The 13,181-nt window shown below is 70.4% G+C and carries 14 protein-coding genes and 1 tRNA gene; 3 read left to right on the top strand and 12 right to left on the bottom strand.

Annotated elements, in window-relative coordinates; translation table 11 throughout:
- The first annotated feature begins 30 nt into the window (after window positions 1-30).
- The gene (locus J2Y42_RS12800) at window positions 31-984 is read left to right on the top strand and encodes an alpha/beta hydrolase (RefSeq protein ID WP_309859183.1); all 954 of its coding nucleotides are present in this window, start codon (window positions 31-33) and stop codon (window positions 982-984) included.
- Window positions 974-2,017 (top strand): thioredoxin, encoded by a 1,044-nt coding sequence (locus J2Y42_RS12795; RefSeq protein WP_309859180.1) that lies wholly within the window; start codon window positions 974-976, stop codon window positions 2,015-2,017. Before J2Y42_RS12800 ends, J2Y42_RS12795 begins: the two co-directional genes overlap by 11 nt.
- A 22-nt stretch (window positions 2,018-2,039) precedes the next feature.
- On the opposite strand, the gene J2Y42_RS12790 is transcribed toward J2Y42_RS12795, so the two are convergent.
- From J2Y42_RS12790 to J2Y42_RS12780, 3 genes are all read right to left on the bottom strand, one after another.
- Window positions 2,040-3,053: a response regulator transcription factor gene (locus J2Y42_RS12790; RefSeq protein WP_309859176.1), complete on the bottom strand. Its 1,014-nt coding sequence runs from the start codon at window positions 3,051-3,053 to the stop codon at window positions 2,040-2,042.
- A complete protein-coding gene (locus J2Y42_RS12785; RefSeq protein ID WP_309859173.1) occupies window positions 3,046-3,672 on the bottom strand; it encodes an MEDS domain-containing protein in 627 nt (208 codons plus the stop codon). Before J2Y42_RS12785 ends, J2Y42_RS12790 begins: the two co-directional genes overlap by 8 nt.
- Window positions 3,673-3,872: 200 nt before the next feature.
- Window positions 3,873-4,496, bottom strand: a complete 624-nt coding sequence (locus J2Y42_RS12780; RefSeq protein ID WP_309859170.1) for a GNAT family N-acetyltransferase — start codon at window positions 4,494-4,496, stop codon at window positions 3,873-3,875.
- 294 nt (window positions 4,497-4,790) lie between these two features.
- Here J2Y42_RS12780 and J2Y42_RS12775 point away from each other — a divergent pair, with 294 nt between their 5' ends.
- Entirely contained in the window at window positions 4,791-5,966 is a 1,176-nt protein-coding gene (locus J2Y42_RS12775) for an RtcB family protein (protein WP_309859167.1), read from the top strand.
- Window positions 5,967-6,040: 74 nt separating this feature from the next.
- Here the strand turns inward: J2Y42_RS12775 and J2Y42_RS12770 are convergent.
- From J2Y42_RS12770 to obgE, 9 genes are all read right to left on the bottom strand, one after another.
- Window positions 6,041-6,113, bottom strand: a tRNA-Ala gene (locus J2Y42_RS12770).
- A gap of 94 nt (window positions 6,114-6,207) precedes the next feature.
- Window positions 6,208-6,534 carry a zf-TFIIB domain-containing protein gene (locus J2Y42_RS12765; RefSeq protein ID WP_309859164.1) on the bottom strand — a complete coding sequence of 109 codons (327 nt, stop codon included), beginning with the start codon at window positions 6,532-6,534 and terminating at the stop codon, window positions 6,208-6,210.
- A 78-nt stretch (window positions 6,535-6,612) separates the two neighbouring features.
- Window positions 6,613-6,990 (bottom strand): ribosome silencing factor, encoded by a 378-nt coding sequence (rsfS, locus tag J2Y42_RS12760; protein ID WP_018190821.1) that lies wholly within the window; start codon window positions 6,988-6,990, stop codon window positions 6,613-6,615.
- A gap of 61 nt (window positions 6,991-7,051) precedes the next feature.
- Window positions 7,052-8,512: a hypothetical protein gene (locus J2Y42_RS12755; protein WP_309859161.1), complete on the bottom strand. Its 1,461-nt coding sequence runs from the start codon at window positions 8,510-8,512 to the stop codon at window positions 7,052-7,054.
- Entirely contained in the window at window positions 8,509-9,111 is a 603-nt protein-coding gene (nadD, locus tag J2Y42_RS12750) for a nicotinate-nucleotide adenylyltransferase (RefSeq protein ID WP_309859159.1), read from the bottom strand. The genes J2Y42_RS12755 and nadD overlap by 4 nt, the downstream gene beginning before the upstream one ends.
- Window positions 9,112-9,123: 12 nt before the next feature.
- A complete protein-coding gene (locus J2Y42_RS12745; RefSeq protein WP_018190819.1) occupies window positions 9,124-9,360 on the bottom strand; it encodes a hypothetical protein in 237 nt (78 codons plus the stop codon).
- A 53-nt stretch (window positions 9,361-9,413) separates the two neighbouring features.
- Window positions 9,414-10,694, bottom strand: a complete 1,281-nt coding sequence (locus J2Y42_RS12740; protein WP_309859156.1) for a glutamate-5-semialdehyde dehydrogenase — start codon at window positions 10,692-10,694, stop codon at window positions 9,414-9,416.
- A 9-nt stretch (window positions 10,695-10,703) separates the two neighbouring features.
- Window positions 10,704-11,573 carry a glutamate 5-kinase gene (gene proB, locus J2Y42_RS12735; RefSeq protein WP_309859153.1) on the bottom strand — a complete coding sequence of 290 codons (870 nt, stop codon included), beginning with the start codon at window positions 11,571-11,573 and terminating at the stop codon, window positions 10,704-10,706.
- The gene (gene obgE / locus J2Y42_RS12730; protein ID WP_309859151.1) at window positions 11,570-13,141 is read right to left on the bottom strand and encodes a GTPase ObgE; all 1,572 of its coding nucleotides are present in this window, start codon (window positions 13,139-13,141) and stop codon (window positions 11,570-11,572) included. The genes proB and obgE overlap by 4 nt, the downstream gene beginning before the upstream one ends.
- Between the last annotated feature and the right edge of the window lie 40 nt (window positions 13,142-13,181).

Here is a 13,181-nt window from a genome sequence, read left to right as displayed (position 1 = left end):
GGGAGCGCGAGCATGGCTGAGATCGATGGGATGTCCGAAACCGACGGGATGGACGCGGTGCGGCAGGTGGACGCCGGCGAGCTGAACGTCGGATACACCGACACGGGGCCGGCCGACGGCCCACCGGTGCTCCTGCTGCACGGCTGGCCGTACGACATCCACAGCTTCGATGGCGTGGTGCCCGCGCTCGCGGGCGCCGGCTTCCGCGTCGTTGTGCCGTTCCTCCGCGGCTACGGCACGACGACGTTCCGCGACCCCGGCGCCCTGCGGAGCGGTCAGCCGGCCGCGCTCGCCGCCGACGCGATCGCTCTGCTGGACGCGCTGGGCATCGAGCGGGCGCTGGTCGGCGGCTGCGACTGGGGCGCCCGGACGACGAACATCCTCGCCGCGCTGTGGCCGGAGCGCGTGATCGGTCAGGTGACGACGAGCGGCTATCTCGTCGCCGGTCAGGCCGCCAACGCGAACCCGCTCCACCCGGTGGACGAGCTGACCTGGTGGTACCAGTTCTACTTCGCGACCGAGCGCGGCCGAGCCGGCTACGACCGGTACCGTGACGAGTTCGCGCGGCTGATCTGGCGCACGGCGTCACCGCGATGGGACTTCGACGACGCCACCTTCGAGCGCAGCAGACCGGCATTCGCGAATCCCCATCACGTCGACATCGTCATCCACAACTACCGGTGGAGGCTGGGGCTCGCCGACGGCGATCCCCGTCTCGACGAGGTGGAGGCCCGCATCGCTGCCCGTCCGGTGATCCCGGTCCCCGCGATCACCCTGGAGGGCGACGCGAACGGCGCCTTCCACCTCGATCCGGCCGCCTACCGTGACCGCTTCACCGGGCCCTACGAGCACCGGCTCATCACCGGCGGTGTCGGGCACAACCTGGCGCAGGAGGCGCCGCGCGCGTTTGCCGACGCCGTCCTCGACGTCGCGCGGATGGCCGATGCGACGGTCGCCGGAACGGAGGACCACCGTGTCGGCTGACGGCGACCGCGAGCGCGGTCTGTTCCGCACCATCGCGCACCGCCTCGCGGGAGATGAGGAGCCGCTGCCCGACGAGGGCCGGCTCCCCTCGTTCGCCCGCGCCACCGGCTGGCTCAACTCGGAGCCGCTCACCCCGGAGGGACTGCGCGGCCGGGTCGTCCTCGTCGGCTTCTGGACCTACACCTGCGTCAACTGGCTCCGCACCCTCCCGTACCTGCGCGCCTGGCACGAGAAGTACGCCACCGACGGGCTCACCGTGATCGGCGTCCACACGCCCGAGTTCGGCTTCGAGCACGACCGGGCGAACGTGATCGAGCGCACCCGCGCGCTCGGTGTCGATTACCCGGTCGCAGTGGATGACGACTACGGCGTCTGGGACGACTTCGCCAACCACTACTGGCCGGCCGTCTACCTGGCCGACGCCGACGGTCGGCTGCGGTTCCACCACTTCGGCGAAGGCGAGTACGAGCGCACGGAGATGATGATCCAGCGGCTGCTGATGGCCGCGGGCGCCCGCGACCTGGATCTGAACCTCGTGATGGTCGAGCCGCACGGACTGGAAGTGGCGGCTGACTGGCGCGACCTCCGCTCGCCCGAGACCTACCTCGGCTACGGCCAGAGCAGCGGCTTCGTGTCCGAGTCCGCCGACCGCTACGACCGGAGCGAGTCCTACGACGGCACCCGCGCGCTGCCGCTGAACGGCTGGGATCTGACCGGCCGATGGACGCACGCGCAGCACGCGGCGGTGCTCGACGAGGCCGGAGGCAGCGTCGCGTTCGCCTTCCACGCGCGCGATGCGAATCTCGTGATGGGGCCGACCCCGGCCGGCAGCAGCATCCCGTTCCGGGTACTGCTCGACGGTCGACCGCCGGGCGACGCCCACGGCACAGATGTGGATGCGGACGGCCGCGGCGTGGTCGACCGCCAGGACACCTTCCAGCTGATCCGGCAGCCCGGACGCATACAGGATGCGGTGCTGCAGCTGGAGTTCGACCGCCCAGGGCTCGAAGCGTACTGCTTCACCTTCGGGTGATCCGCGCTCGGCTGACCCCCAGTCAGACGACGCCGTGCCGGAGCGCGAACGCCGTCGCCTCGCTGCGCCGACCGACCCCGATCTTGCGGTACAGACTCGTGATGTGGCGCTCGACCGTCCGGTCGCTCAGCCACATCACACCGGCGATCTCCTTGTTGCTCAGCCCCTGCGCGAGGAGGCCGAGCACCTCCAGCTCACGGCGAGTCAGCGTCTCGTCGAGCGGAACCGTGCCGTCGGCCGTCCCGCCCACCGGTTGGTCGGGGTCGAGGGGCGAGCCGCGAAGCGAGACCACCCGGGGCTCCTCCGCGCGATGCGCCGAAAGGGGATGCGTCCCTGCCGCACCGACGGGCACATCCGGGTCTTCCACCTCCTTCGCCGCCTGGCGGACCCGGCGCGTCGCCTCCGACAGCGCCGGCGCGAGGTCGTCGAGAAGCGCATGGAGGGCACGTGTCTGTGTGTCCAGAGCCAGCTCGGCCGCGCGTCGGGCGCTCCGCTCGGCCGCCAGCCGCCGTGCCGTGTGGAGGGCGATCGCGGCCTGTCCGACCGCGACCCGCAGGAGGTGCGTCTCCCGCTCGGTCGGGAAGTCGGCTCGGGATGCCGCCACGAGCACGCGTGCCGACTCCCACGGCAGCGCGAGGGTGAGCGCGGCGGCCCGGGTGATGCGCCCGCTCGTCGCCGCTCCGACCTCGGCCGTCCGGACCGCAGCCGTCGCGAAGCCGGTCGAGTTCGGTTCCGCGCCGCCGGGGGCCGAGAATGCGCGGCCCGAGCGCAGCGCCTCCACCAGGGAGTCCGGCGCCGGCGGACCGGACGGGCGCCAGGTCTCGAGCCGCTCCCGGCCGTCGGGGACCTCGAACCGCGCGAACGCCGCCTCCAGCCGCAGCACGCCGACCAGCACGCTCAGCAGGCCGTCCGCGATCTCGGCGGGACTGTGATCCACCCACAACGACGGGAGAGCGAGCATCGCCCCCAGGTCGCGCATCCATCGCCGGTCGTCGGCGGCGACCGCTGCAGGCTGACGCTCCGGCTCGTCAACCACGCGCTGCCCGCTCCTCCAGGAAGTCCTGCGGAGGCACGAAGAACGGATTCTCCTGCAACAGGCCGCCGATCAAGACCATCGGATGCGTCCGCAGGATGTCGATGATGAACGCGCCGTCGAAGCGAGAGGTGTCGTAGGCGCAGATGACCACATGCCCGTGTCGCGCGTGCAGGAAGTTGGCGCGCGCCTCGAACTCGATCAGGTCGTCCGCGACTCCGTCGCGATCGGCCGCCCACCCCATGTCGGCGAGAAGCCGGATGCGCGGCCGGGCCGAGGTGCCGAGCATCGCGTCCAGCTGCCCCAGCATGTCGCCCTGGTCGAACGCTCCCGTGCGCAGGTAGGTCTCGGCCCACGTCCGGACCTCGCAGCGCCCGCCTTCGAGCAGCGCACCGGCGTCGTAGCCCAGGCGGCGGAGACGGCGGAGCGGAGCGCCCGGCGTGGCGGTGTCCACCAGGTACAGGAGGCGGTCGCCCGCATCCACTCCGTCCCGCAGGAAGGGATCGAGCACGGCGTCGGCCTCTGCGCGACCGTTCACGAACGCGCAGACATGGCGATAGCGGTCGAGCACCCCGCCGGCGAAGGCCACAGGGCGAGGTGTTTCTGGGATCTCCGCTGCCATCGACGACTCCCGTCCGTGCGGGAGACTAGTCCAGCCTCGGCCCGGCGCACAACGACATCTATCCCGGCCCGCAATGAGGCTACGCTCGCCTCATGACGAACAAGACCCCGCGCGAAGAAGAGATCCAGAAGGAGCAGGAGGCGAAGGACGCCGAGAAGGAGCGTCTGGAGCAGGAGGAGGAACGCCGCCTGCGCTGAGGCTCAGCCTCCTTCTACAGGGTTGCGCGCATCCCGCCACATCGTGGTGACGGCGGCCCCGTCGATGACGGATGTGAAGCCGCCTACCGCCCGGAATCCGGCGCGTTCGTAGCGGTGGTCGTTGGCCGGATTCGTCGACTCGAGATACGCCGGAAGGCCCTCGGCGTCGAACCGCGCAAGATCTTCGGCAAGCACGCGCTGACCGATTCCGCGCCCGCGATGAGCCGGGTGCGTGGCCAGCAGGCTGAGGTACATGTGCGGTTCGCCGTGGGGATGCGTCTCGTCGAAGCACTGCCACAGCCGCCGGTACGCCTCGAAGCGCTCGGGCGCGAGCGTGCGCTCCATCAGGGCATCGACCTCCGCCTCCTGCTCGTCAGTGAGCTCGTCCACCCCCGGCGGCAGCCAGACGGCGACCGTCGCCGCCTCGCCCGACGGGCCGTCCTGCATAGACACCGTGCGATGGCCGATCGCGCCGTCGACGAAGTACCGCCAGAACCGCTCCAGGTGCGCGGTTCCGCCATCCGGCGCCGCGAGAGCCGGACCCCACACCGGGTCGTCGCGGAAAGCCAGGGCGATCGTGGTCGTGATGGCGTCCGCGTCGGCGGGGCCGGCGATCCGAGTCTCCATGGAACAGACTGTACTTCCCAGAATCACTGCTGGCATGTATAGTCGTGAATCCTGCGCCGACAGCGCAGGCAGCCCACGCTGAAGACGCCGAACGGAAGGACACCGGGATGCTCAGCCTGCAGTACCCGAAGCGCGAACAGCGCACCTTCCGCGCGCTCGAGCGCCCGCGGGGTCTGTAGCACCGCACCTTCCGGTGTACAGCCCCGCCGTTCGAGGTCCGGGGCTGACCTCCTCCTTCGCATCTCCGCGGGGAACGGCCGTCCCGGCCGCACCCCGATGAGAAACGAAAGGATCATGGAAAGAATCTCGAACCGCCTGCTGAGCTGGGCCTCCCTGCTGGAGGACTCCACGCGCGAGCAGGCGGTCACCACCTCGCGGATGCCGTTCATCCACCCGCACCTCGCCCTCATGCCGGACGCCCACCTGGGTCTCGGCGCCACGGTCGGGTCGGTCATCCCGACCCTCGGCGCCGTCATGCCCGCGGCCGTCGGCGTGGACATCGGATGCGGGATGATCGCCGTGCGGACCCAGTTCACGCGCGACGACGTGGCGGCCTCCACCACACCGCTCTCGGAGCTGCGCACGCAGATCGAGCGCGCCATCCCGCTTTCCGCCGGCGCCCGCAACCGGAAGATCGTCGCGACCGCGGAGCCGCGCATCCAGGAGCTGACAGAGCTGGCCGAGCAGGCCGGCTTCGACCCGTCGACGCACCTGCGCGACTGGGAGCGTCAGCTGGGGTCGCTCGGCTCCGGCAACCACTTCATCGAGGTCAGCCTCGACGAAGAGGACGTGGTGTGGCTGTTCCTGCACTCCGGCTCACGTGGCGTCGGCAACCGGATCGCAGGTCACCACATCAAGGTCGCGCAGGCGCTGATGGAGAAGTGGTGGATCGAACTGCCCGACAAGGACCTCGCCTACCTGGTCGAGGGCACGCCGGAGTTCGACGAGTACATCGCGCAGCTGCGGTGGGCTCAGCACTTCGCGCTGCTGAACCGTGAGGAGATGATGGACCGTGTGGTGCGTCAGACGTCGGAGTGGTTCGGCGTGGACGTGATCGAGTCGGAGCGCATCAACTGCCACCACAACTTCACGCAGAAGGAGAACCACTTCGGCAAGGACGTCTGGGTGTCGCGGAAGGGCGCCATCTCGGCGCGCGTCGGCCAGGCGGGCCTGATCCCCGGTTCGATGGGGACGGCGTCGTACGTGGTCTCCGGGCTCGGCAACCCGCTCGCGCTGCACTCCTCGCCGCACGGCGCTGGACGCCAGTTCTCGCGGACGGCCGCGCGCAAGCGGTTCACCATCGAGGAGCTGCGTGAGGCGATGACCGGGATCGAGTTCCGTGACACGGAGGCGTTCCTGGACGAGATCCCGCAGGCGTACAAGCCGATCGACCAGGTGATGGCCGACGCGGCCGACCTCGTCGAGATCCGCCACACCCTTCACCAGCTGGTCAACGTGAAGGGCGACTGACCGCCAGCGGCCAGACGCCGACCGCAACAGCGCAGAAGGCCGGCCCTTTCGGTCCGGCCTTCTGTCATCTTCGGTGGATCTGAGGGGACTCGAACCCCTGACCCCCTGCATGCCATGCAGGTGCGCTACCAGCTGCGCCACAGACCCAGAGTGTGCGCCGTTCGGGCCTTTCGGACCTCCCGGAACAACTCATTCAGACTACTACATCGCGCCCGCCAGAAAAAACTGAGCGCCGCTCGTGTCAGTCGAACAGCTCGCTGAGCCAGTTCTCCTTCTTCTTGTAGGGGCGCTGGCCCTGCTGGTCGTAGCGGGGGTCGCCATAGCGCTGGTCGCCGTAGCGGGGCTCACGGTACTGCGGCTCCGCGTACGGCTGCGGCGCAGCGTACTGCGGCGGCTGCGGGGCGGCCTGGGGACCGGGCGCGGCCGGAGCCGAGGTCCCGGCGCGGTCGATGATCTTGTCGAGCTCTCCACGATCGAGCCAGACACCCCGGCATTCCGGGCAGTAGTCGATCTCGATGCCGTGGCGCTCGCTCATGACCAGGGTCGCGTTGTCGTTGGGACACTTCATGTCCCCATCCAAGCGGCCCTTCATGAGAGGGCTCTCAGGTGAACCCGACAGAACGCTGGGAGCCGGGCGCGCGGCGCTCTACTCGGCGTTCTCGTGGACGGGCAGCTCGATCGGGATCGTCGGGCAGTCCTTCCAGAGGCGCTCGAGCGCGTAGTACATGCGGTCCTCCTCGTGGAAGACGTGCACGACGAGGTCGCCGAAGTCGAGGAGCACCCAGCGCCCCTCCCCCTTGCCCTCACGGCGCAGCGTCTTCACGCCGGCCTCGTTGAGGCGGTCCTCCACCTCGGATGCGATGGCGACGACGTTGCGCTCGACCCGTCCGCTGACCAGCAGGAATGCGTCCGTCAGCGGCAGCGGGCCCGAGACGTCGAGGGCTACGAGGTCCTGTCCGCCCTTCGAGTCGGCGGCGGCGGCGGCCACCTGCAGGATCTCCCGGGCGTGCTGGGATGCGGTCACGGAAGGTCCTCCGGTCGTGGGGTCGCGGTCGGTGCGAGAAGAGTGGCGCAGGTGCGGATGATCAGAACACCTTCAGCACATAGGCGGCCACGAGCAGCGCGGTGACGCTCACGGCCAGGACGCCGGCGGTGACCATGAGGATCACCGGCAGCGTGTTGCCGCGCTTCTTCGGCGGGGCGATGACGCCCCGGGTGGAGGTGTGGGTGCTGATGGCGCGCGACGCGCGGACCGGCTGCACCTCCGAGGTGTTGAACTCGTTCTCCTCGCCGTCGAGCAGACGGTCGAGGTCAGACGAGTCGATGCGGTCGGGGTGGGCGCCGGTGGCCCCCATCCCGCGCGGAAGGTCGATCGAGCCGGTGACCAGGATTTCCCCCGTGCTCGTCAGAGGCGCGCGGGTGTCCGGTTGCGGGATGACGGGCAGGATGAGCGCGTTGGTCGTCGTCGCGGCGGTCGACTGGGCGACGTTGCGCGAGATGATCGGCTGGTTCTGGTCGTCCAGTTCGGCAGCCGTCGACCAGTGCCCGGTCGGCGGGGTGAACGGCCGGCGCTCCTGTGCGGCGGTCTCGCCCGGCTCCTCGTTCTTCGCCGGGGCGGGCGCGGACGGGGCCTCGACAGCGGGGGCGTCGGCCTTCGGCTCCGCGGTGCCGAAGGCGGCGAAGGGAGAGGTGGAGCTCTGGGTGACCGTGGTCTCGGACTGGCCGGAACGGGATGCGGTCGGCGATGACGACGCAGTCAGCGGGGCGAACGGCCAGGCCGACTTCTCGCTGGTCGGGGCGGGCGTCGCGGGATCGGCTGCGAGCGGATCGGCGGCGGGAGCAGCAGCAGCGGCCTGCGGAGCCGACGAGCCGGACTCCGCTGCGCCTTCCTTGGCGCCGGACTCCTCGGGAGCGGACGTGAAGGACACCGGGAAGACCTGCTCCCCCGCGGCCGGCGCATGATTGGCCTGGGCGTTGGCCTCCTGCGCCTGCAGCATCGCTCGGAGCTCGCGGCGCGTCAGAGTGCGCTCCGACCCGGCGTTCGCTGAAGCCGGCGGGGCGGATGGACCGGGGGTGCTGGATGCGGGTGCCGCGGGCGGCGTGGTCGGCTGGAGAATGGCCATCGGCTGCGTGACGGGCTCGGGCTGCGTGGTGTCCGGACCCTGACGGAACAGGTCGAAGGCGTCACGCGACGGCGACGAGACGCCGGGCTCGGCGAACGCGCTGGCCGGAATGGCCGGACGCTCCGGCTGGGCCGGCGCCTGCTCGGTCCTCGCGGCGGCGGGCTCGGCCTGCTTCGGCTCCGCCTGCGCCTTCTCGGCGTCGCGCGACTCGACCTGCGGCTTCTCCGCCGACTGCGCCGCGTCACCCGCGGCCTCAGCCGTCTCGGGCGCGCGCGGCGGCACCGTGGTGGTCATCTCGGGGATCTGGCCACCGGGGGTCGGCTCGGCGGTTCCGGCACGTCGGGAGGCGGAGCGCTCGAACTCCCTCGCCTGTCGCCGCGTCTGCGGCTGGCCTGTTGGCGGCTGTTCAGGCCACGATGTCATGCCACGCTCCGATACAGATGGTGTTTGGAGATGTATTGAACAACCCCGTCCGGTACCAGGTACCACACCGGGAATCCCCTGCTCACCCGGCTCCGGCAATCGGTCGACGAGATCGCCAGGGCCGGAACTTCCAACAAGCTTACGTCTTGCTCCGGCAATCCAGAAATACTCAAGTCATGTCCCGGGCGACTCACAGCCACGAAGTGCGCGAGCTCCCAGAGCTCCGCGACGTCGCGCCAGCTGAGGATCTGCGCGATGGCGTCGGCGCCCGTGATGAAGAACAGCTCGGCGTCCGGCCGCTCCTCGTGGAGGTCACGCAGGGTGTCGATCGTGTAAGTGGGGCCCTCGCGGTCGATGTCGACCCTACTGACCGTGAACTGCGGGTTGGATGCTGTCGCGATGACGGTCATCAGGTACCGGTGCTCAGGTTCCGTGACCGCACCCTTCTGCCAGGGCTGACCGGTCGGGACGAAGATCACTTCGTCGAGGTCGAACGACTGGGCCACTTCGCTGGCGGCGACCAGGTGGCCGTGGTGGATGGGGTCGAAAGTGCCGCCCATCACACCGATCCGCGGCCGGCCCGTCTCCTTCAGCTCCATGCCCGGATCGGCTCAGTGCCCCTGGGTCGGGTGGCCGGTGCCGTGGTGCGTGGCACCCGGAGCCCCCGCATGGGCGGCGGCGTCGGGGGCGGAGCGGTGGCTGTGCCGGTTGGCGACATCCTTGAAGCTCCAGGCGACGAAGGCGAGGGCGATGAAGAGGACGATGGCGATAGCGCCGAAGGCCCAGGTGGGCATCGGCAGTTCGACGTGGGTCTCCGCCTCGGCGAGGACGGTCGTCAGGAATGACATCGTGCGTGATCCTTTCTCGGGGCCTTCGGCCCGCCGTCAAGTCTAGCGGTCGGTCACGCCCGGACCTGGCCGGACCCGCGGACGATCCACTTGGTGCTGGTGAGCTCCGGAAGTCCCATCGGCCCGCGCGCGTGCAGCTTCTGCGTCGAGATGCCGACCTCGGCGCCGAAGCCGAACTCGCCGCCGTCGGTGAAACGCGTCGAGGCGTTCACCATCACGACCGCAGAGTCGACCTCGGCGAGGAAGCGCTCCGCGTTCTGCAGGTCGTTCGTGATGATCGACTCCGTGTGCTGGGTCGAGTATCGACGGATGTGCTCGATCGCCTCGTCGAGGTCGTCGACCACCTTCACCGAGATGTCGAGGCTCATGTGCTCGGTGGCGTAGTCCTCCTCGGTCACCGGCACCGCATCCGGGGCAAAGGGCAAGGCGCGGTCGTCGGCGTGGATGGTGACGCCCTCGGCGCGCAGCGCGGAGAGCACCGGCGGCAGCAACCGCTCGGCGGCAGCGCTGTGCACGAGCAGCGTCTCGACGGCGTTGCACACGCTCGGCCGCTGGACCTTGGCGTTCCGGACGATGTCGACGGCCCAATCCTCCCGGGCCGACTCGTCGAGCACCACGTGCACGACGCCCGCGCCGGTCTCGATCACCGGGACGGTCGACTGCGTCACCACGGCCTGGATCAGGTCGGCGCTCCCCCGAGGGATGAGCACGTCGACGAAGCCGCGCGCCGTCATCAGCTCTGCCGCGCCTTCGCGACCGAAGTCGTCGATCGTCTGCACGGCATCCGACGGAAGTCCGGCGCTCGCCAGCGCCTGCTGGATGACGTGCACGAGCACGCGGTTGGTCTCGATGGCCGCGCTGCCACCGCGCAGCACCGCGGCGTTGCCGCTCTTGATCGCGAGCGCGGCGATGTCGATCGTGACGTTGGGCCGGGCCTCGTAGATCGCGCCGACGACGCCGAAGGGAACGCGCACCTGCGTGATCTTCACGCCGTTCGGCAGCGAGCTGCCCCGCACCGCCTGCCCGACCGGGTCGGTCAGGCCGACGATCTCGAGGACGGCGTCGGCGAGGCCCTGGAGGCGCGCCGGGCTCAGCGTCAGCCGGTCGAGCAGGCCGGTGGAGAGCCCGTTCTCACGGCCGTTGGCCAGGTCGAGCTCGTTGGCGGAGAGGATGTCGGCCGATGAGGCGAGCACGCCGTCGGCGATCGCGCGCAGCGCGCGGTTCTTGCGATCCGTGTCGGCGATCGCCAGGTCGCGCGACGCGGTCTTGGCGGCGGCGAGCCGTTCGTGCAGGGAGAGCGCGGCCGTGGGCAGCGCACCGGTCAGCGAGGACATGCGTCGATTCTAGGACGCCGCGGCGTCGGAGGTGACGGCCGCGGTCGAACCGGTGGAAAGCCCGGATCTGGGGACGGAAGCGTCGGATGCGTGCGTGTCGGGTGCCGGCGCGAACCACGTCCCGACCTGCTCGCCCCGCAGGGCCTGCGACACCAGCGATGTCGCGGTGAGCACGACGGCGGTACCGCGCTCCGCGGCCTGGCGGGCGGCCGAGACCTTCGTGACCGCTCCCCCGCTGCCGACGCCGGAGAGACCGGTCGAGCCGATCTCGACGCCCTCCAGCTCGTCGTCCCAGCCGACGACCTCGATGCGCTCGGCACCGGGCTCGTGCGGCGGACGCGTGTAGAGCGCATCCACATCGGAGAGCAGCACCAGGACGTCGGCGTCGACCAGCAGCGCCACCAGCGCGGCGAGGCGGTCGTTGTCGCCGAAGCGGATCTCGTGCGTCGCGACGGTGTCGTTCTCGTTCACGATCGGCAGGATGCGGAGGTCGAGCAGCCGCTCCATCGCGCGCTTCGCGTTGCTGCGGTGCGTCGGGTTCTCCATGTCGCCCGCGGTCAGGAGCACCTGACCCGCGACGATGTCGTAGCGGTCGAAGCTGTCCTGGTAGCGGTAGATGAGCACCGTCTGACCGACCGCGGCGGCCGCCTGCTGGGTCGCGAGATCGGTGGGGCGCTCGGAGAGCGACAGGAACGGCGTGCCGGTCGCGATGGCGCCGGACGAGACCAGGATGACCTGCGTGCCGCGGCCGTGGGCCTCGGCGAGGGCGTCGACCAGCGGCACGATCTGCCCCGCGTTCTCGCCGCTGATGGACGACGAGCCCACCTTGACGACGATGCGTCGGGCGGAGGGGATCTGGCTGCGGTCGTCGATGGTCATCCCTCTGCGGTCTCCTCGTCTCCGCGGCTGCCATCAGCCGCGCTGCTCACCACGTTGTCGTCGTAGCTGTCGTCCTGCCACAGCCCCGCCTCGCGCTCCCGCAGGAGCTGCTCGCGGGCCTCCGCCTTCGCGTCCATCCGCTCGAAGTAGTCGTCGCGGCGCTGAGCGCGGGTCGGACGCGCATTCGTGTCGAGGCGCACGTCGCTTCCGCGGGGCGAGGTGATGAGCTCCGCGGTGGAGGTGAGCGTGGGCTCCCAGTCGAACACCACACCGTTGTCCCGGCCGATGACGACCGTGGAGCCGGCGACGGCGCCCGCACGGACCAGCTGGTCCTCGACGCCGAGCTTCGCGAGGCGGTCCGCCAGGAAGCCGACGGCCTCGTCGTTGGCGAAGTCGGTCTGGGCGACCCAGCGCTCGGGCTTCGCGCCCAGGATGCGGTACACCGGGCCGTCCGTGCCGCCCTCGACCTTCACGACGAATCCGGAGTCGTCGACGGCCTTCGGCCGGATGACGATGCGGGGTCGCGCCTGCTCCAGCGCGGCCTGCTCGGCGCGCGCCTGCTCGACGATCTCGGCCAGGGCGAAGGACAGCGGCCGCAGGCCCTCGTGGCTGACCGTCGAGATCTCGAAGACGCGGTAACCGCGCTGCTCGAGCTCCGGTCGGACGAAGTCGGCGAGCTCGCGGGCGTCCGGGACGTCGATCTTGTTCAGGGCGATCAGCTGCGGGCGCTCCAGAAGGGGCGTCTGCCCTTCCGGCACCGGGTAGGCGGCCAGCTCGCCGAGGATGACGTCCAGGTCGCTCAGCGGGTCGCGACCGGGCTCCAGCGTCGCGCAGTCGAGCACGTGCAGGAGGGCCGAGCAGCGCTCGACGTGACGGAGGAACTCCAGCCCCAGCCCGCGTCCCTCGCTCGCACCCTCGATGAGACCGGGGACGTCGGCGACGGTGTAGCGGACATCGCCCGCCTGCACGACGCCGAGATTCGGGTGGAGCGTGGTGAACGGGTAGTCGGCGATCTTCGGCTTCGCGGCCGACATGGCGGCGATGAGGCTCGACTTGCCCGCCGAGGGGTACCCGACCAGGGCGATGTCGGCGACGGTCTTCAGCTCGAGCTGGACATCGCCCTCCCACCCGGGAGTGCCCAGGAGCGCGAAGCCCGGCGCCTTGCGCTTCGGGTTCGCCAGCGCGGCGTTGCCGAGGCCCCCGACTCCGCCGGGAGCGGCGACGAACCGCATGCCGGGCTCCGACAGATCGACGAGCTCGTCGCCGTCGGCGCTCTTGACGACCGTGCCGACCGGGACGGGCAGTTCGAGGGTCTCGCCGGTGTGTCCGCTGCGATGGTCGCCCATGCCGAAGCCACCGTTCTCGCTCGAACGGTGCGGGTGGCGGTGGTAGCCGAGCAGCGTGGTCACCTGCGGGTCGGCGACGAGCACGATGTCGCCGCCGTTGCCGCCGTTCCCGCCGTCGGGACCGGCCAGCGGCTTGAATTTCTCGCGCCGGACCGAGACGCACCCGTTGCCGCCGTTGCCGGCGCGCAAGTGCAACGTCACGCGATCAACGAACGTCGCCATGGTGCTCTCCTACTGATTGTGGTGCTGAAACGGCGGATGG

Origin of the sequence: Leifsonia sp. 1010 (assembly GCF_031455295.1) — a bacterium.
Taxonomy (GTDB): domain Bacteria; phylum Actinomycetota; class Actinomycetes; order Actinomycetales; family Microbacteriaceae; genus Leifsonia.
This window is presented reverse-complemented; position numbering and strand designations above follow the sequence as displayed.